The organism is Saccharibacillus kuerlensis DSM 22868 (assembly GCF_000378145.1).
In the GTDB taxonomy this organism is placed as follows: Bacteria; Bacillota; Bacilli; order Paenibacillales; family Paenibacillaceae; genus Saccharibacillus; species Saccharibacillus kuerlensis.
In genome coordinates this window covers 24,164-43,292 of record NZ_KB899283.1, presented here as the reverse complement: position 1 = coordinate 43,292, position 19,129 = coordinate 24,164, and the positions used below count along the sequence as shown (strand labels likewise).

The following is a 19,129-nucleotide window of genomic DNA, read 5'->3' as shown; positions in this document are numbered from 1 at the left end:
TGTAGGGGGGAAAACCAAGCATGAATACAGGACGCATCATTAGCATCACGGGTCCGGTTGTCGACGTGGAATTCGAACGTGGTCAGCTTCCGGAAATCCTGAATGCGCTCAAGGTTCAAAAAGCGACGGAAAACGGCCAGACTTTTGAACTGACTCTGGAAGTCTCTAACCATCTGGGAGACAATACGGTGCGCTGCATCGCGATGTCTTCTACCGATGGATTGATGCGCGGAAGCGCAGCGGTCGATACGGGAAGTCCAATTTCCGTACCGGTCGGAGAAGTTACACTGGGACGTATCTTTAACGTTCTTGGTGAGCCAATCGACGAAGCGGGCGAAGTGGTATCGGCGATCAAAGATCCGATTCACCGTCAGCCTCCGACGTTCGACGAACTCTCGACACAGGCAGAAATGCTCGAAACGGGCATCAAGGTTATCGACCTTTTGGCTCCTTACGCCAAAGGCGGAAAAATCGGCTTGTTCGGCGGTGCCGGTGTAGGTAAGACCGTTACGATTCAGGAACTGATCAATAATATTGCGCAGGAACACGGCGGTATCTCTGTATTTGCCGGTGTCGGCGAACGTACTCGCGAAGGTAACGACTTGTACCATGAAATGAGAGAATCGGGCGTTATTAACAAAACGGCGATGGTCTTCGGACAGATGAACGAGCCTCCGGGCGCGCGTCTTCGCGTCGCATTGACGGGTCTGACTATGGCGGAGTATTTCCGCGATCAAGAAGGCCGCGATGTACTGCTGTTCGTCGATAACATCTTCCGCTTTACCCAAGCGGGCTCCGAAGTATCTGCACTGCTCGGCCGTATGCCTTCTGCGGTAGGCTACCAGCCTACATTGGCAACGGAAATGGGTCAGCTGCAGGAACGGATTACATCGACCAAAAAAGGTTCGGTTACATCCATCCAGGCGATTTACGTACCGGCGGACGATTATACGGACCCGGCTCCGGCTACAACATTCGCACACTTGGATGCTACGACTAACCTGGAACGTAAAATCTCCGAAATGGGTATCTTCCCAGCCGTAGATCCGCTTGCTTCCAGTTCGCGGATTCTGTCTCCGGATGTAGTTGGCGAAGAACATTACGAAGTTGCTCAAGGCGTGAAGCAGATTCTTGCCCGCTACCGTGAGCTGCAGGATATTATTGCGATTCTCGGTATGGACGAGTTGAGCGAGGACGACAAGCTGATCGTTGGCCGTGCGCGCAGAATCCAACGCTTCTTGTCGCAGCCTTTCCACGTAGCCGAAGCTTTCACAGGTCTCAAAGGCCGTTATGTTCCGGTTAAGGAAACGATTCGCAGCTTCCGCGAGATTCTTGACGGCAAATACGACGACCTTCCGGAAGCGGCATTCCTCTTTGTCGGCACGATCGAAGAAGCCGTCGAGAAGGCGAAAAACCTGTAAGCTTACAAGCTTCGGGTGAGGAGGGATAGAAGTGAACACCTTTTTGCTGGAAATCGTCACGCCGGAGCGTCTTATTTACTCTGGCAATGTCACCAGTATCGTCGCTAAAAGCATAGAAGGCGACATGGGCGTCCTGCCGGGTCATATTGCGACGGTCGCTCCGCTGCAAATCGGAGCGTTCAGCCTCCAGCATGACGGCAAGTGGTCCCATGTAGCGGTACACGGTGGATTCCTTGAAGTCCGTTCCGAGAAAGTGGTCGTGTTGGCGGAAAGTGCGGAGCTGCCGGAAGCGATCGATATCGACCGTGCCCGTGCGGCGCGTGAGAGAGCCGAATTGCGCCTCGAAAACGGAAAACTGCATCAGGATGAGATCGATTTCCGCCGTGCCGAACTCGCGCTCAAACGTGCAGTGACTCGTCTCGACGTGACCAATATGGACATCGTCAACAAATAGTCGCAAAGCCGGTCTCCTCGGAGACCGGCTTTTTTTGTATAGTTATATTTCCCCGGAAATATAAAACACATGTAAATATTCAAAGCGCTTTTTCTCTTATAAATTCATATCGTCCAACGGCAGATTGACCACGGTTTAAATCAACAAACGAAACAAGAAAACCCGCAACCACAAGGGATAAAAAAGAAAAACGCTTACAATTTTATAAGCAAGCAGGCAAAACCCAGTAAATAAGCTCAAGAGGAAAGTTATGGGCGTTTTTTTGCAAAATTTGTTTGAAATGTGCTGGATTCTTCGCCCGCTTCCCAGTATTATAGAGAAGTCCGCAAAAAATAATCGTTTATGCAGTCAGAAGGTAAGGCCGGATCAATGAAAGGAGCTTGGATGATGGCTGAAAGAGCAATGGCATCTTTCTCGCAAACCGGAGTTTCCGGCATCTTGTCCATGTGTATTTCACTGGGCTGTATCGCTTTGGCATGGTGGGCGCTGCAAAACCTGAAGCTCGATCTCTTTATTCGCCATCCTCAGAGTTCGCAGGGGAAAATGCTGCATGTTCTGTTGGCGATTGTGCTCGGGCATTTCGTTGCGAACTTTATTTTGGATTATATCGGATGGTCGCAGCTGCTCAGAATGAGCTTATAAAGCTGGAATTGTTTTAAGTCGGAATGCTTGGGTTAATCAGTGATTAGGTTTGTTGGCTTCACTTTATCCAAAAGATAAACCGGTTTTAGACCGGCATGTGCACAATACCACAAACAAAAACAAACAATTAAACGCAAATTACAACGCGCGGAGGGAATACGGAGATGAGCAAATTTATCGTCCGCGGCGGCAAACGATTGACCGGAACCGTCAAAGTTAGCGGTGCCAAGAATTCGGTGCTTCCTATCATCGCTGCCAGTCTTTTAGGACAAGAAGGAGAGAGTGTCATCTCGGATGCACCTCCTCTTGACGACGTAATGACTATCAATAAAGTTTTGGAATCACTAGGAGCGGGCATTACATACCGGGACGAAGTCATCCGTGTAGATGCGCAAAACCTGACTTCCTGTGAAGCGCCTTACGAATGGGTGAGCAAGATGCGCGCCTCTTTCCTCGTAATGGGACCTTTGCTTGCACGCCTGGGATCTACCCGCATTTCGATGCCGGGCGGGTGTGCAATCGGTACACGTCCAATTGATCTGCATCTTAAAGGATTCGAAGCGATGGGGGCAACCGTTACGTTGGGAGAAGGATATGTTGAAGCCAAGAGCGAAGGCAGACTTCGCGGGGCGAAAATTTATCTGGATATGGCCAGCGTAGGCGCTACAGAAAACATTATGATGGCGGCAACAATGGCTGAAGGCGTGACGACGATTGAAAATGCTGCCAAGGAGCCAGAGATTGTTGACCTGGCCAATTACCTGAATGCCATGGGCGCAATTGTCCGCGGCGCTGGTACCGGTACAATCCGGATTGAAGGTGTTGAGAAGCTTGTAGGTGCTCCTCATACCGTGATTCCCGACCGCATTGAAGCTGGAACCTATATGGTAGCTGCTGCAATCACAGGCGGCGACGTATACGTTGAAGGAGCGATTGCCGATCATCTCGGTCCGGTAATTGCCAAGATGGAAGAAATGGGCGTTTCGGTAACTCCGGACGACAACGGCATTCGTGTTGTAGCCGACAAGCCGCTTCGGGCAGTGGATATTAAGACGCTGCCGTACCCGGGCTTCCCAACGGATATGCAGGCCCAGATGATGGCACTTCTGCTGAGTGCGACTGGAACAAGCGTAGTGACAGAAACGGTATTCGAAAACCGCTTCATGCACGTCGATCAGTTCCGTCTGATGAACGCCGAAATCAAGGTAGAAGGACGTTCTTCGTTTGTTAGCGGCGAAACGAAGTTTGTAGGCGCCAAGGTAACGGCTACCGACCTTCGTGCAGGAGCGGCTCTAATCTGTGCCGGCCTTGTAGCGGAAGGTACGACAGAAGTCGGCGGCACTCATCATATCGACCGTGGATACGTCAACTTGACGGAAAAACTGGTAGGTCTGGGTGCAGACATCTGGCGCGTTTCCATGACGGAAGAAGTGCAGGAGTCGACAGCGGCGAACGAAACGATCGTGCAGGCGGAAGCTCCGATCTTCAACATTCAGCCAACGTGGGCTTAACTCCACATCTCAGTTCAAAAAGGTTCAAAAACCCAAGTTCTCGCAAACTTGGGTTTTTTGCATTTTCGGCCTATATTTAAGCTGGATTTCCGTTGATGTAACGCCTGTAAATATGGTATGTTAAAAGCTGGTAGTTTACAGGATGGCGGGCAGAAGCACGCAGTAAAAAAGCCGAATAAACAAGGATGCTGGAGGCCGCGAAAAGACATGTTGAGCAAGGATATCGGGATCGATCTAGGCACGGCGAACGTGCTGATTTATGTGAAGGGCAAGGGAGTCGTTATTGACGAGCCATCGGTTGTGGCGGTAGAGAGAGAATCCAAACGCGTGTTGGCTGTAGGCGAAGAAGCGCGCCGTATGGTAGGACGCACGCCAGGCAATATTGAAGTGGTGCGGCCACTGCGCGACGGGGTTATTGCAGACTTCGACATTACGGAAGCCATGCTGCGCTACTTCATCAACAAAGTCGGCGGCCGGAATTGGTACAGCAGTCCGCGGATTCTGATCTGTGCACCGACCAATATTACTTCCGTCGAGCAAAAAGCAATCCGTGAAGCGGCCCAGCGTACCGGAGCAAAAGACGTATACTTGGAAGAAGAGCCGAAAGCAGCTGCAATCGGTGCAGGCATGGACATTTACCAGCCGAGCGGCAATATGGTCGTCGATATCGGTGGCGGTACGACCGATGTGGCTGTTCTGTCGATGGGCGATATCGTAACATCCTCCTCGATCAAGGTGGCAGGGGATACATTCGACGAATCGATCATTCGCTATATCAAAAACAAATATAAATTGTTGATCGGCGAACGTACGGCGGAAGATCTTAAGATTAACATCGCTTCCGTACATCCCGATGGACGTCAGGCAGAAGTGGACATTCGTGGACGCGATATGGTCAACGGACTGCCGCGTACCATCTCCGTTACTTCTGCTGAAGTCAAGGAAGCGCTGGACGAATCGGTTGCATTGATCGTGAGCGCCGCCAAAACGGTGTTGGAGCGCACTCCTCCCGAGCTGTCGGCAGATATTATCGATCGGGGCGTCGTGTTAACAGGCGGCGGAGCGCTGCTTCACGGCCTTGACGACCTGCTCGCGAGTGAATTGAGAGTGCCAGTCTGGACAGCGGAAGATCCGATGCACTGTGTTGTAAAAGGCACACAGAAGATGCTGGATCATCTTGATAAAACAGCCAAGAAAAAATTCTGATTTCCTCTTCACAATTTCTCGAAAATGCCGATATATATAAAACAAGGCCGGTGGGGCTTTTTTGAAACGCCGGCTAGAGGATACGGACAAAGACAGCCTGGAATAATAAGAAAAGGAAACGTACCGCATCCGCGATATCGGAAAGGGGAAAACATCGAATGCTGAGAGGATTATATACGGCGACCGCAGGCATGATGACCCAGCAGCGCAGACATGACACGGTCACGCAGAACATTGCCAACATAAACACGACGGGATACAAGCAGGTAGAAAGCATAGCACGTTCTTTTCCCGAAGTAATGGTGGCACTGCGCAGCGGGGATGAAGGCCGCGACAATCGTAATGTCGGCAAGCTGAATACCGGCGTGTTCGCCGAAGAAAGCATTTCGATGATGGTGCAGGGCGATATTACGGAGACACAGTCTTCGGATGACCTCGCGCTGATCTCCGATATCCAGGTGGCGAATCCGCAGGGCGGAAATGTAATGTTCGACGCTTCCGGCAAGGCAGTACTGGCGAATGGTCAGACGGTGTACAAGCCGCAGGCATTCTTCAATGTTGAGAACCCGGAAGGCGGCATTAGCTATACACGCGACGGCGATCTCAACTTGGCGGCTGACGGCCGTCTCGTTACTTCGATGAATCAGAACGTATTGGGGCAAGATGGCCAACCAATCATTCTGGCAGGTTCGATGGACGATTACTGGGTGCGGGAGAACGGAACCATTTTCAATAAGGTGACAGGTGCGGCATCAGGCCGAATCGGAGTTACGATTGCAGAGCAGCCGAATGGGCTGACTCGCGACGGCGAAGGGCTGTTTACGGAAAAGACTCAGGGAGCTGGAGCGCTTCGTGCAGCGACAGACGCCGATCAGTTTGAAGTGAAGCAGGGGTATCTGGAGCGCTCTACAGTAGATGCGGCCCAGTCGATGGTAGATCTGACGGCAGCGCTTCGCGCGTATGAAGCCAATCAGAAGATCGTACAGTTTTACGATAAGAGTTTGGAAAAAGCTGTTAACGAAGTTGGAAGAGTAAACTAAGGAGGTACATTCATGAATAACTCGATGATCAGTGCTGCGGTAACAATGAACGGCCTCCAGCGTAAGCTCGAGATGATTTCGGATAACATCGCTAATCTAGATACGGTCGGATACAAAGCCAAGCAGGGGAATTTTCAAGACGTACTGACTCAGGTTCAGAAACAGGGGCAGCACTTCCAGCTTGACGGACGCCGTACGGATGCCGGATATAATCTGGGCTTTGGCGCTCGTATGGGCGAAGTAACCGTTGATTTGAAGCAGGGTGCGTTGAAGGAAACCGGCAGTCTGTCTGACATTGCGATCGAAGGTAATGCACTGTTCGAGATTCAGGTAAACGGAGGCAAGGGCTGGACGCGCGAAGGCGGCTTCCAATTAGGAGCGATTGCTGAAGATACACAAAACGTATATCTGATGACCAACCAAGGCCATCCCGTGATGGGAACGAACGGGCAGCCGATTCGGATCCCGGCCGACTCCAAACTGCAGGTGGACAGCGATGGAACCGTTCGTGCTCTGAACCCGGACGGGGGCAGTACGCCGGCAGGTCAGCTGTCGCTGGCTCGCGTGAACCATTCGGAAGGACTGGTACAGACGGATGGCAATGTATTCGTTCTTGGTAACGGTCTGAATGAAGCGGACGTATTGACGAATAACGATGTAACAGCTCAGGTAAGACAAGGATACGTGGAACAATCCAACGTTGATATGACGGCCCAGATGACGGATCTGATGCAGGCACAGCGTGCTTACCAACTGGCTGCAAAAGCGTTGACTTCAAGCGATACAATGGCGACTTTGGCGAACGGAATTCGTCAATAACAGATATTCGAAAAAACAATAGGCGGCACAATGAAAGAGTCCGAAGCTCCGGAGAATTCCGGGACTTCGGGCTTTGCGGTAAGGAGGTGTTAAAGTGGAAAAGGTAATGGACGAGCAGGTTGAAGCTCCGATACGCCGTAAAAAAATGTTCGGCAGAAGGCTGCTGAGGCTTACTCTTTTTCTGCTTTTTTTCGCTTTCTGTCTATTCGGAGGCTTAGTCTTCGGTTATGTGTATATGGGAAAGCAGGAGTTGGCGGAGGCGTTTAGGCCGGAAACATGGCTGCATGTATTTGACCTCATTTTTGCTCCGTAAGAACCTTTTGGATTGAAGTTTTTCGTCAGCTGAGCAGCGGCTGCAAGAAGTGCTGCGCGAATAGACATCAAGAGCCGTTCCCGGGTCCATGCGGCTTGGGAACGGCTCTTTGTATGCTCGGCTTTTCCGCGATTTCCTTTTGCGGCGGGAAACTGTATAATGATGGGGGAAATTGCCGAAGGGAGTTTTGCTCGTGATATTGGATTCGCAGCAGATTCAAGAAATCATTCCACATCGTCCGCCGTTCCTGTTGGTGGACCGTATTTTGGAAGCCGAACCGGGTAAGAGCGCGGTCGGTATTAAAAATGTAACAGTAAACGAACCTTTCTTTGTTGGACATTTTCCGGGTTATCCGGTGATGCCGGGGGTATTAATAGTTGAGGCACTGGCTCAGGTCGGAACGGTAGCGATGATGTTGGTAGAGGAAAACCGCGGTAAACTGGGTTTCTTCGCGGGCATCGACGGATTCCGTTTCCGCGGTCAGGTGAAGCCAGGCGATACGCTGAGGCTTGAAGTCGAAATGACACGCTTCAAGGGCAAGATCGGAAAAGGACACGCCGTGGCGAAAGTGGATGGAAATGTGGTTGCCGAAGGCGACATGATGTTTGCTCTCGCCGACCGCGAATAGTTCGATTACCGCCTCTTTACCCCAACAATCCGGACATGGAGGTACAAGGAATATGTTAAACGAAAAGACCGCGGCAGTTGTGAATCAATGGTTAGAAGATCCAAGCATCGATGAGGAAACGAAACAGGAATTGCGTGCGCTTGAATCGCAGCCTGATGAGTTGGAAGACCGCTTTTACCGGGAGCTGGAATTCGGAACGGGAGGTCTGCGCGGAGTTATCGGAGCAGGCAGCAACCGTATGAACCGCTATACAGTCGGGAAAGCGACTCAGGGATTGGCGGAGTACATACTCGAAACAGCGCAGGGCAAGGAAGGCAAACCGTCTGTCGTCATCGCGCATGATTCGCGTCACTTCTCGCCGGAGTTTTCGCTGGAGGCGGCCCTTGTACTGGCAGCTAACGGGATCGTAGCCAAGCTGTATCCGTCGCTTCGTACGACGCCGCAGCTTTCGTTCTCGGTTCGCCATCTGCAGGCCGATGGCGGCATCATGGTGACGGCAAGCCACAACCCGCCGGAATACAACGGCTACAAAGTGTACAATCGTGAGGGCGGACAGCTGGTTCCAGACGAAGCGGAACGTGTGATCAGTCTCGTGCAAGGCGTACAATCGTTTTCCGAGATCAAGCGGATTACCCGCGAAGAAGCGGAAGCGCAGGGACTACTCGTTTGGTTGGGCGAGGCGGAAGACGAGGCGTTTATCGATACTGTGGCAGGTTTGTCACTGAGCCGCGAACAGCTGGCGGCCGGCAAGGGCGACGATCTGCAGATCGTTTTCACACCGCTGCACGGTACAGGCAATGTGCCGGTGCGCCGTGTGCTAGAGAGAATCGGCTTCAAAAATGTGACTGTCGTGCCGGAACAAGAACAGCCGGACGGCGATTTTTCGACCGTGAAGTCGCCTAACCCGGAAGAACGCGAAGCGTTTACGTTGGCGATGAAGCTCGGCGAAGAGCTGAATGCCGATATTTTGATCGGTACCGATCCGGACTGTGACCGAATGGGCGCGGTCGTACGGAACAAAGAAGGCCAATATGTTGTGCTGACCGGCAATCAGTCCGGCGCAATTATGGTCGATTATGTGCTGGGGCGTATGAAGGAAGCAGGTACGCTGCCGGAAAATGGCGCTGTCATCAAAACGATCGTAACCAGTGAGATGGGCGCAGCGATTGCCCGGCACTATGGTGCAACAGTACTGAATACGCTGACGGGCTTCAAGTACATCGGCGAAAAAATGAACCAGTTTGAGCAGACAGGTGAACATACTTTCTTGTTCGGTTATGAAGAAAGCTACGGTTACTTGGCCGGTACGTACGCACGCGATAAAGATGCTGTCTTGGCATCGATGCTGATTGCCGAAGCGGCGGCTTACTATAAGACGCAGGGCAAAACGCTGTACGACGTGTTGGAAGGATTGTACGAGCAGTTCGGTATGTTCATTGAACGCTTGGAGTCGCGCACGATGAAAGGCAAGGACGGTCTGGCGAAGATTCAGTCGATCATGGCTGATTGGAGAGAGAATCCGCCGACCGAGGTAGCGGGAGTCAAAGTCGTCCAGACGCTTGACTACGCACAAGGCATTGATGATCTGCCTGCGGAAAACGTCCTGAAATACATGTTGGAGGACGACTCTTGGTTCGTACTGCGTCCTTCCGGCACTGAACCGAAGATCAAAGTTTATTTTGCGGTACGTGGTGACTCGCTCGCGGGCGCGGAAGAAGCGGTAGAGCGCCTGATTGCTGCCGTAACCGAACGTGTGGATGCTTAAGACGTCAAGACACCGACATTAAAAGGGCCGCGGACGTGAGTCTTCGCGTTCGCGGCGTTTTTTCAGAAATCCAACGATGCCTCTTGCCAAAGCGCGCCGAAGCGGCGCGTTTCGGCAGGAGGCGTCTGACTTATCAACTTGAACAATGCCGAAGCTTGGATGCTTCGGCAAGGAGGTATATCCAACTTGAGTCAGAAGTGGCGGCAGTGGAATAGAATGGCAAGTAAAGGATTGTGGATCCTCGTGATCTTGGGGCTGGTTGCATCCCTTCCGGTTGCATACGACCGTATCCGTACGGAAGGCACGTCCAAAAACGTAGAGATGATCTTTGACTATCGGGATCTCATACAGCTCTCGGCTTATCAGGGCAATCCAAATGCTTTTATTAACGAACAGCTTGATGTATTGAAAGAAGCCGGTATTACTACGATGGCTGTCTATCAGGCAACGCTGACCGAATTGGCCAATGCCAGAAGAATTACGGTATACAGTGAGCAGGACGCAGCACGCCTAACGGGAAAAGTGCTGACGGCTAACGAGAACGCTACATATTTGCTGTTTACGGACGCGGAGAGCCGGAAGCAAGTGGAGCCGATTATCCGGCAGGCGTTCGCAAGTCAAGAGATCGCCGTGGAAGACTGGTCCATGAACGGGCGCAGCGGTCTCAAATTGGCAACACCCGTGCAAAATGCTGTACTGAAGACAATGGAACCAGATCCGATTGCTATGAATCTGCTGCAATCTAAAGGCTTCCATCTGCTTCCGCGGTTGGGAAACAGTGCTGTCTATAATCATGAAGCACTGGCTTCTCTGCTGGACCGCTTCAAAAGTATGGGTGTTACCCGCATTCTGTTTGATGGCGAAGAGGTGCCGGGATATGCGGAGGAACCGGATGAACGGCATTTGGAAGACTTTGCCGAGCTGCTGAACGAACGCGGGATCGGTATCGCAGCAATCGAGAATCTTCGCGGCAATCAGCGGGGGTTTGAGACGCTGGCCAAAGATACGAATTATAACGTCGCCCGCCTATATTCGTTAAGCGGCCGCGATTCGGCGCTTGATCCCGACATTATTTCCGATCGATTCGCTTTGGCTGCAAAAGATCGCAATATTCGTATGATGTTTATTCATACAGCTGTACAAACGAATACGGTCGAAGGCCGAATTACCGATACGATAGAAAATATCATTGAGAGTCTGGATGGTCCGGAAGGCGCAATTCAGCGTATCGAAAATTACGGATTCACCATAGGACCGGCCGATTCGTTCCAGGTAGCTGAAATGGCTGGACAAAACTATTTCCGTTGGATCGTAATTGTAGGCGCAGTGGCACTGGTCGCCCTGCTCGTATCGATCTTTATCCCACCACTAACGCTACTTTCCTTCGTTTTGGGATTGATTGGAGCCGCAGGGTTGTACGTACTGCGTCCGCATTTGATGGAACAGGCTCTCGCTCTGTTTGTCGCAATCAGCGGACCGACGATCGCCATGGTATTCGCAATTCGAAAAATCGACCGTTTGCACGATGCCGGACAGCATATGAATCCGGGAAGAAGACTCACCCATGGCGTGATGCTGTTTCTGCGCACCAGTGCGATGTCGTTGATCGCTGTACCATTTGTGATCGCACTGCTGAACCGTGTGACGTATCAACTGGTCTTGGAGCAGTTCCGCGGCGTCAGTCTGCTGCATCTCGCGCCGATTGCACTGACCGCACTCTATCTGCTCTTTTACCGGAAACATTCCGCCTTCGGCAGCGTCGGCAAGATTATGCGGATGCCGATTACGATTGCCATGGTTATCATTGTCGCGGTCGTCGGAGTAGTCGGTATGTATTATCTGTCGCGAACCGGGAACAGCGGCAGCGCAACCGGTCTTGAGAAGGCATTCCGAACCCTGCTTGAAAACACGGTCGGTGTACGTCCTCGCTTTAAGGAGTTCTTACTGGGTCATCCGATCTTCATTGTCGGTGTATTCGTTGCGCTGAAGTATCGACATGCTATTTATATTATGGTGATCGCTTCGATTGGACAGCTGTCGATCGTCGATACATTCGCACATATTCACACACCGGTCTGGATTTCTCTGGTCCGTGACCTGCTTGGAATGGGACTTGGCATTCTTGTCGGTCTGGTCTTTGTACTCATATGGCAAATCATCGAAAGGTGTTGGAAAAAATGGTCGCCTCTTCTCGCAAAATTGTAATTTCGGGCTACTATGGATTCCGCAATAGCGGGGATGAAGCGGTGCTCAAATCGATCCTGACTGCGTTGGAGCAGGAGGGGAAACGCGTGGGCATTATATTCGAACCGATTGTGCTCTCTGGCGACCCTTCTTGGACATCGGGCATTTACGGTGTGAAAGCTGTACACCGGATGCGGATGAATGAAGTGCGACAGGCATTAAAGGAAAGTGACGGCCTGATCAGCGGTGGCGGAAGTCTGCTTCAGGATGCCACCAGCCCCAAAACGATTCCTTACTATGTAGGCATTATCCGTTTGGCTCAGTGGATGGGCAAGCCGGTGTTCATTTATGCTCAAGGTGTAGGCCCGGTGAATCGCAAAATGTTTTACCCGCTTATCCACGGCGCGTTCAAACGCAGTCACTATATCTCGGTGCGCGACCAAGAATCCATGGAACTGCTTCGTTCCATGAAAATGGACGGGGGACGAATCGAATTGGTACCCGATCCGGTCATGGGTCTGCCGCTTCCTGCCGGTGCGGCATCGAAGTTCCCGGCCGAGAAGCCGGACGGCCTGCCCAAGGTCGGCGTCTCGGTCCGTTTTTGGGACCAAGATCGTACGGAACTTGCAGGGATTGCCGACGGACTGCACAAACTTGCGGAAAGCAGGAATGTACATTTCTGCTTCCTACCTTTTCATCTGCCGGACGATGAAGAAGCTTCCAACTACGTCATTGAACGTATGGGGGACGTCAAGTCGCTCGGTTCGAAAGTTACGACTAAGCAAACCGAAGACCCGCAGGCGATGCTGCTTGAAGTTGGACGCTGCTCTGCAATTGTCGGCATGCGACTGCACAGCTTAATCTATGCCGCCTCTCAGCGGGTGCCAATGGCTGGCATTTCCTATGACCCGAAGATCGACAATTTCCTTGCGCGATTGAAAATTAAAGCGATCGGCACAAGCGAACAGGTGCGTCCTGAACGTCTTGCCGAAGAACTGGCGCATCTGCTGGACGACAGCGAAGGCTGGAAAACGGACCGCGAGCCGCTGATTGCACAGCTGCAGCGGGAAGCTGCTCGGCCTGCCCAAGCGATCGCAGAATATTTTGCGCACAAAGGACATATAAAGGATGAGCGAAATCTATGAGTCAAACCCAACTTGAATCCGGAATCGGACAGGTACCGGTTACTTCGATCCTCGGCGTAGACGTTTCGAAGCTGGACATGCAAGGAACCGTTCAAGTGCTGGAGCGGGCTGTCGCCTCGAGAAGGCCGCACCAAATCATTACGGCGAATCCGATCATGATTATGGCGGCATTGGATAGCGAGGACAATATGCGTTCCATGCGTGAGGCAGAGCTGATCGTTCCCGACGGGGCCGGTGTGGTCTGGGCAGCGGAAGAACTCGGCGATCCGGTAGCTGAACGCGTGCCGGGAATCGACCTGCTCCATGCATTGATGAAGCGGGGCGAAGAGCTGGGGTGGACAGCTTACCTACTCGGAGCCGCGGAGGAAGTGGTTCAGGAAGCAGCCAGTCGGTTACAGAAACAATATCCGAAGGTTCGAATCGTCGGAGTCCGCAATGGATACTTCGGTGAAGCTGAAAACGCCGGTGTGATCGAAAGTATCCGCCAGTCTCAGCCGGACCTGTTGTTTGTCGCACGTGATGCCAAGACTCAAGAACCGTGGATTGCCCGCCATAAACAAGAGCTGGGCGTTCCTGTCATTATGGGCGTAGGGGGAAGTTTCGACGTCATTTCGGGCAAAAGCAAGCGTGCTCCGGTCTTCCTGCAAAAGCTGCGTCTAGAATGGTTTTATCGTTTGGCAAAGGAGCCTTCCCGACTTCCGCGGATGATGGCACTGCCTCGATTTATGAAATTGGTTAAAAAGACGAAAAAAAACATGCAATAAAAGGGTTTTAAAGCGAAGGTCGGCATATTCATGCTGGTATTCGGCCGTGGAGCGGGGTATAATAATTCCCGGTTGAAACACATTGGAGGTTTGAGACAACATGTTCATCGTCTATATTCTCGGTTTCGTACTTGCGCTCGGATTGGCTTTAGGCCTGACGCCGCTTGTCAAACGGTTTGCTATCAAGGTTGGAGCGGTGGACGTGCCGAACGCCCGCAAAGTGCATACGCGCATCATGCCAAGACTCGGCGGACTAGGAATTTTTCTTGCTTTCGTCATCTCGCTGCTTGCCGTTATGCCCTTCCTTCCGTTTGAATTGGCGGAGCGCGACGGGAATTTTATTAAGGCCTTCTTGACGGCTGGGACCATTATCGTATTGACCGGCGCATTCGACGATCGATTCGATCTCAATGCCAAGCTGAAATTTCTGATTCAAACCGGCGCGGCCTGTGTCGTTGTATTCGGATTCGGCATCAAAGTGGATTTCGTTAATATACCTTTTATGGATTCGTATTCTTCGCTTGAAAACTGGGTAGGGATTCCGCTGACCATCTTCTGGATTGTTGGCGTAACCAATGCAGTTAATCTGATTGATGGATTGGATGGTTTGGCGGCCGGAGTTTCCGGTATTGCAATCAGTACGATTTTGGTTATGGCATTGATTAACGGAAACTTGCTTGTTGCTATGCTGTGCCTGCTGCTGTTGGGAGGGATCATCGGATTCCTGTTCTTCAACTTCCATCCGGCCAAAATTTTTATGGGTGATACCGGCTCGCTGTTCCTGGGTTTTAGCTTGGCGATGCTCTCGCTGCTCGGTTTTAAGCAGATCGCGGTATTGTCTTTCATTACGCCGCTGATTATTATCGGTGTTCCACTGTCGGATACTTTCTTCGCAATCGTCCGCCGAAAGCTGCAGAAGAAACCGATTTTTGCGCCTGACAAAGGGCATCTGCATCATTGTCTGCGTGAACTTGGCTTCAGCCACCGTCAGACAGTGCTGATCATTTATGGTATTGCAGCATTCTTCGGAGTATTGGCCGTTATCCAGTCAGCTTCCGCCATGTTCGAGGCAAACTGGGTGACTTTTGTTGTGATCTGTGTCATGATGTTCTTCCTGCAGATTGGAGCGGAAATTATTGGTCTCGTTGGACAGACGAAGCGCCCGATTCTGCGTCTGCTTTCACGCCTGCGGTTGAAGTCGGAGGATCGAGCCAAGCCTTGATTTTCCCCGGCATATGCTTTGGAACAAGCAGCGTATTTACGGATAGAAACACATATGAAAAGCTCTGATCCCAGGGTTTCAACGGGATTGGGGCTTTTTTTGTTGTCCCGTTTTTTGGAGGATTTCAAAAAAAAAGGGGGCTTTTATAACATATCAGCAAAAGGAATCCGATAAAAAGCATAACGACGCGTAACAAGCAGGAAGAGAGGGAGATCCATTGCAGGAAAGCAACAATAAGACGGCCCCTTCGGGGTGCACGTCAAAAAGGGGAGCTGTACAAGTGGGTAAACAAGGCATGAAAACTCTGCTGAGCTTAATGATGGCAGTCGTATTGATCTTTACGTTGGTTCCGGTATATCCGGCATCCGCAGCAGGCGGCAGTCTTAAAATTACTAACCTTAGTCATGATGCTGAGGCGCCAACAAGCAGTGCTAGCGGTAAAGTCGATATTATCGGTACTTTCCAAGATGTAAATACATCGACAATTACTTATGTGATCGAATCCATAGTTGGAGAACAAACAGTAGGCTCCAGCAGCGGCGGGGATCGCCAGCCGGATACGGGAGATAATAAAACATTCAAGTTTTATCAAGTTAACGTTAAATCTGGGGTCAATCGGATTACGGTAAAAGCAACAACAACAAGCGGTCAGGAAATTTCGGACCAAGCTTATGTAACATTTGTCGATGCACCGAATATTACGTCGGTCAAAGTCGGAGCTGACGATACACAGGAAAATGTTCCTTTTGTCGTTTCTTCGCAGACGCCTTCTATTACGGTAGAAGCGCCTAACGCGGTAGATGTGACGCTCAATGGTAACCCGATGTTCAGCGGCGGCGCCGGAACATTCTTTGCTACGCCTACACTGACAAAAGGCTCGAACACATTGACCTTTGTGGCAAAATCGACGACAGGAACTTACGCAGAAACGCGTACTCTTGTTTACTACGACGGCACCGCTCAGCTGTACAGTGTGAAGATCGGTGACACGGCAGTCAACCAAAATGCTACGGTCGAAGGTGAACCAAGTGGCCAAATTTCCGGTGAAGTTGTTATTGCTGTGCCAGCAAGTGGAACGTCACCAAATACACTTAGCGGTAAGGTTACGTTTAACAAGGTAGTCGACAACACGCCTCAAGTTTACAACAACTTCAACGCTGCCGATGTAACATTAAATAAAAAGGAACTAGTAGGAACTTCGCTGGTTATCTATACATTCCGGACGGCGGATAGTCTGCCTACGCTAACTTCTGGCTCTTATCAGCTGGATCTTGTCGTAAATGATCAACAGCGTGCAACAATGAATTTTAAAGTGCGCGGCGCTCAGGATGCGTTTATCAAAAACATTTACCAAATTTACGGGGTGAACAGCAGCTCAAGCACGGTAAATTCGTACAGCAGCAAAACAGCTTTCGACGCGGGGACATCACCGTATGTATCGATCCCTGAACTGCCATTATGGCTCGCTATCGATACAGGAAAAGTAGGCAACTTGGTAAAAATCAAATCCGACGGTACGGAAATTCCTTCGGGCAATTATACGTACTATACGGATGGAAGCGGCACATCCTATAACATTTATAAAATCTCGAAACTGAAAAGTGGACGTCAGACTCTGACATTCGAATATGAAAATGATTCGGTTTCTGTTCCAATCAACTATCAGTCGGCTCCTTATATTCAGGTGACCAACTTGTATAACGAACAGGTCTTTACTGCTCCGAACGACATCAAGTCGGTTCAGGGTCGTTTGATCAACTTTACTGCGGACAGCAGTACGATCACAGTACAATACAGCGGCCGTACGACGGCGGTAACATCGTCGAATGGTACATTTACGCTCAACAGCACGGATGCTTTCCCGCTTACGTTGACGCCTGGTGGCAATACGTTGACTTTGTCGGGAACTGCAGATGGCAAAAAGGTTACGACTACACTTACGCTGTATCTTATTGAAAACGACAGCATTCAAATCGAGAACTTCCATCCGCGTCCGGTTGATGCTGCAACTCAAGATAATTCTTTGTTTGTTCCGGGAGAAGGGGATCAGTACACAACCAACGAATTGTCGATGGACGTGGAATTTTCCATTAATCCTGCCGATACAGCGGATGAACTCATTATCCGTCTGGACGGCAATAAAAAAGAAACTCGTTTGAAGCGGGGAACAGGTACTTCTTGGGAGCAGGCCAGCGGCGAATTGAAGGTTGGACCGAAAGCCGGCACTATGAATGCTTTTACCATTGAAGATTTGTCTCTGCCAACAACAGGCGATCTCAAAGTGACGGTATATGTGCGTAAAGGGACAGCAACGACATCGAAGACCCTCACGGTCACTCGCGAACTGCGTCCGTATACGATTCTGTCTCCAAAACTGCCAAACGAAAGCGTCATTACGCAGAACTTCCTTGACATTAGTATCCAGGCTGAAGGAGCTTCCAGCGTAGCTGTAGGCAAGCTGATGTTGGAAAAAGGCGATAAAGATATTTTCCGCGGTCGTCTGACAGGTCTCAAAGCGGGCAAAAATACAATCAAGTTCACTGTAACTTCAGGAACGAAAAAGACAAATGGTTCGTTTGAAGTTAACTATTCTTCGGAAATTGTGCAAGGTGCGCAGTACAGTGCAGTCATGCCGTCTGGAGGCAAACTTAAGCTCTTCAAGGGTGATCTGCAAATCTCGCTTCCAAAAGGAACGCTGCTGAGAGAGATCAATCCTACGCCAGGCAGTCAGTCTCCGACTATCAGTCTCTTCGATAAGCAGCAGCTGCTAGTAGGAATTGCAAGTCCGATCGATGGAAGAACGAATAAAATCTATAACCAAGTGAATGTAAGCGACGGCCAAGGCGGTTATCGTGACGGCCAATTGATACTGGTGGAGTCCAACGGTACGATGATCAGCCGTATGGTCCCAAAACCTCACTTCGGTTATGCATCGGATCTTTATTGGACAGATGCCGGTTATTTCACTTCCACAGCGACAAGCGACAATTATAAGACTGTACCGGGTCATCAGCCATATGCATCGCCAGGTTTTGAAAGCCGCTCAGCGAAACAATGGTTGGAACCTACTCAAACAGGAACAATTACAATCAAATACGATCCGAATCTTGTTGATGCTTCTGCCGGCAATCTGGGGATCTGGAGACTCAACGGCAATGAGTGGGTCAACCTGGGCGGAAAAGTGAACAAGTCTGCCAAAACAGTAACTGCACCGTTCGATGGATTCGGTTACTATGCCGTATTTGGTCTTCGGTACAGCTACGGCGACGTTATCGCTCAAGCCAATCTGCGCGAAAGCGTAGAAATGATGATGTCACGCGGTGTAATGAAAGCAAAAGATGCCAACGAATTCGGTGTCAACGAAGTCATCACACGGGGCGAATTCGCCACTATGTTGGTTAAAATGTTGAATATTCCGCTCGACTACGATGAAGACATTACGAAGCGCACCTTCGACGACGTAGGTCCTGTAACTAATCAGTATATGGACTACCGCTACATCGAGACCGCAGTGCGTAAAGGTATCATTCGTGGTACCGGACCAAGAGTGTTCATGCCTTACAATACACTCAGTCGGGAAGATGCGACGATGATGATTGCCAGAGCAATGAACTTGAAGCTGACGGACAATACCAAAGCTAAAGCGGCATTGGAAAAATCGTTTACCGATTCAGGCACGATCACTTCCAGTTATGCAGCAGCCGTACTGGCCGTTACCAAAGGCAAGTTTATGGAAGGCAAAGCAAACAAGCTTGAAGAGGGACAGAAGAAGGCGACGTATCGTTTTGACCCTAAAGCAACCTTCACTCGTGCTGAAGCTGCTGATATCGCAGTGAAAGTTATGAGCAAAATGAAAACTTTGTAAGCTGAGCCCGAAATCAATACAATTTAATGCAACTAAATGGAATGGCGGCACGTCTCTATAATTATGGAGATGCGTCGCTTTTCTTTTTGTAGAATTCATAATAGTTATAGGCCAAGGAAGATTGCCTAAAATCGTTTTTTGTAATTCGAA

15 protein-coding genes are annotated in these 19,129 nt (G+C 50.5%); all 15 read left to right on the top strand.

Going from position 1 to position 19,129, the window contains the following annotated elements; translation table 11 throughout:
- Window positions 1-20 precede the first annotated feature (20 nt).
- The gene (gene atpD / locus F456_RS0109495; RefSeq protein WP_018976787.1) at window positions 21-1,421 is read left to right on the top strand and encodes a F0F1 ATP synthase subunit beta; all 1,401 of its coding nucleotides are present in this window, start codon (window positions 21-23) and stop codon (window positions 1,419-1,421) included.
- 31 nt (window positions 1,422-1,452) lie between these two features.
- Window positions 1,453-1,875, top strand: a complete 423-nt coding sequence (locus F456_RS0109490) for a F0F1 ATP synthase subunit epsilon (RefSeq protein ID WP_018976786.1) — start codon at window positions 1,453-1,455, stop codon at window positions 1,873-1,875.
- A 387-nt stretch (window positions 1,876-2,262) separates the two neighbouring features.
- On the top strand, window positions 2,263-2,517 hold the full coding sequence (locus F456_RS0109480; RefSeq protein ID WP_051086727.1) for a DUF1146 family protein: 255 nt from the start codon (window positions 2,263-2,265) through the stop codon (window positions 2,515-2,517).
- A 164-nt stretch (window positions 2,518-2,681) separates the two neighbouring features.
- Window positions 2,682-4,028: a UDP-N-acetylglucosamine 1-carboxyvinyltransferase gene (gene murA, locus F456_RS0109475; protein WP_018976783.1), complete on the top strand. Its 1,347-nt coding sequence runs from the start codon at window positions 2,682-2,684 to the stop codon at window positions 4,026-4,028.
- Between the two features lie 207 nt (window positions 4,029-4,235).
- On the top strand, window positions 4,236-5,234 hold the full coding sequence (gene mreB, locus F456_RS0109470; protein WP_018976782.1) for a rod shape-determining protein: 999 nt from the start codon (window positions 4,236-4,238) through the stop codon (window positions 5,232-5,234).
- 158 nt (window positions 5,235-5,392) lie between these two features.
- Window positions 5,393-6,274: a flagellar hook-basal body protein gene (locus F456_RS0109465; protein WP_018976781.1), complete on the top strand. Its 882-nt coding sequence runs from the start codon at window positions 5,393-5,395 to the stop codon at window positions 6,272-6,274.
- A 12-nt stretch (window positions 6,275-6,286) separates the two neighbouring features.
- On the top strand, window positions 6,287-7,093 hold the full coding sequence (locus tag F456_RS0109460; protein ID WP_018976780.1) for a flagellar hook-basal body protein: 807 nt from the start codon (window positions 6,287-6,289) through the stop codon (window positions 7,091-7,093).
- A 94-nt stretch (window positions 7,094-7,187) separates the two neighbouring features.
- Entirely contained in the window at window positions 7,188-7,406 is a 219-nt protein-coding gene (locus tag F456_RS0109455; RefSeq protein WP_018976779.1) for a DNA-directed RNA polymerase subunit beta, read from the top strand.
- A 196-nt stretch (window positions 7,407-7,602) separates the two neighbouring features.
- Window positions 7,603-8,034 (top strand): 3-hydroxyacyl-ACP dehydratase FabZ, encoded by a 432-nt coding sequence (fabZ, locus tag F456_RS0109450; protein WP_026293771.1) that lies wholly within the window; start codon window positions 7,603-7,605, stop codon window positions 8,032-8,034.
- A 52-nt stretch (window positions 8,035-8,086) separates the two neighbouring features.
- The gene (locus tag F456_RS0109445; RefSeq protein ID WP_018976777.1) at window positions 8,087-9,799 is read left to right on the top strand and encodes a phospho-sugar mutase; all 1,713 of its coding nucleotides are present in this window, start codon (window positions 8,087-8,089) and stop codon (window positions 9,797-9,799) included.
- Window positions 9,800-9,985: 186 nt separating this feature from the next.
- Window positions 9,986-12,004 (top strand): DUF5693 family protein, encoded by a 2,019-nt coding sequence (locus F456_RS0109440; protein WP_026293770.1) that lies wholly within the window; start codon window positions 9,986-9,988, stop codon window positions 12,002-12,004.
- A complete protein-coding gene (gene csaB / locus F456_RS0109435) occupies window positions 11,977-13,128 on the top strand; it encodes a polysaccharide pyruvyl transferase CsaB (protein ID WP_018976775.1) in 1,152 nt (383 codons plus the stop codon). Before F456_RS0109440 ends, csaB begins: the two co-directional genes overlap by 28 nt.
- Window positions 13,125-13,892 (top strand): WecB/TagA/CpsF family glycosyltransferase, encoded by a 768-nt coding sequence (locus F456_RS0109430; protein WP_018976774.1) that lies wholly within the window; start codon window positions 13,125-13,127, stop codon window positions 13,890-13,892. Before csaB ends, F456_RS0109430 begins: the two co-directional genes overlap by 4 nt.
- Before the next feature lie 100 nt (window positions 13,893-13,992).
- Complete coding sequence (locus tag F456_RS0109425) at window positions 13,993-15,114, top strand: glycosyltransferase family 4 protein (RefSeq protein ID WP_018976773.1); 1,122 nt, start codon at window positions 13,993-13,995, stop codon at window positions 15,112-15,114.
- A gap of 280 nt (window positions 15,115-15,394) precedes the next feature.
- Window positions 15,395-18,979 carry an S-layer homology domain-containing protein gene (locus F456_RS0109420; RefSeq protein ID WP_018976772.1) on the top strand — a complete coding sequence of 1,195 codons (3,585 nt, stop codon included), beginning with the start codon at window positions 15,395-15,397 and terminating at the stop codon, window positions 18,977-18,979.
- Window positions 18,980-19,129 lie beyond the last annotated feature (150 nt).

What these genes read in the sequence shown, in the direction of transcription:
- murA (WP_018976783.1), top strand. Translation starts at nt 2,682, where the DNA reads ATGAGCAAATTTATCGTCCGCGGCGGCAAACGATTGACCGGAACCGTC.
- csaB (WP_018976775.1), top strand. Translation starts at nt 11,977, where the DNA reads ATGGTCGCCTCTTCTCGCAAAATTGTAATTTCGGGCTACTATGGATTC.
- F456_RS0109430 (WP_018976774.1), top strand. Translation starts at nt 13,125, where the DNA reads ATGAGTCAAACCCAACTTGAATCCGGAATCGGACAGGTACCGGTTACT.
- F456_RS0109465 (WP_018976781.1), top strand. Translation starts at nt 5,393, where the DNA reads ATGCTGAGAGGATTATATACGGCGACCGCAGGCATGATGACCCAGCAG.
- atpD (WP_018976787.1), top strand. Translation starts at nt 21, where the DNA reads ATGAATACAGGACGCATCATTAGCATCACGGGTCCGGTTGTCGACGTG.
- F456_RS0109460 (WP_018976780.1), top strand. Translation starts at nt 6,287, where the DNA reads ATGAATAACTCGATGATCAGTGCTGCGGTAACAATGAACGGCCTCCAG.
- F456_RS0109445 (WP_018976777.1), top strand. Translation starts at nt 8,087, where the DNA reads ATGTTAAACGAAAAGACCGCGGCAGTTGTGAATCAATGGTTAGAAGAT.
- F456_RS0109480 (WP_051086727.1), top strand. Translation starts at nt 2,263, where the DNA reads ATGGCTGAAAGAGCAATGGCATCTTTCTCGCAAACCGGAGTTTCCGGC.
- F456_RS0109425 (WP_018976773.1), top strand. Translation starts at nt 13,993, where the DNA reads ATGTTCATCGTCTATATTCTCGGTTTCGTACTTGCGCTCGGATTGGCT.
- mreB (WP_018976782.1), top strand. Translation starts at nt 4,236, where the DNA reads ATGTTGAGCAAGGATATCGGGATCGATCTAGGCACGGCGAACGTGCTG.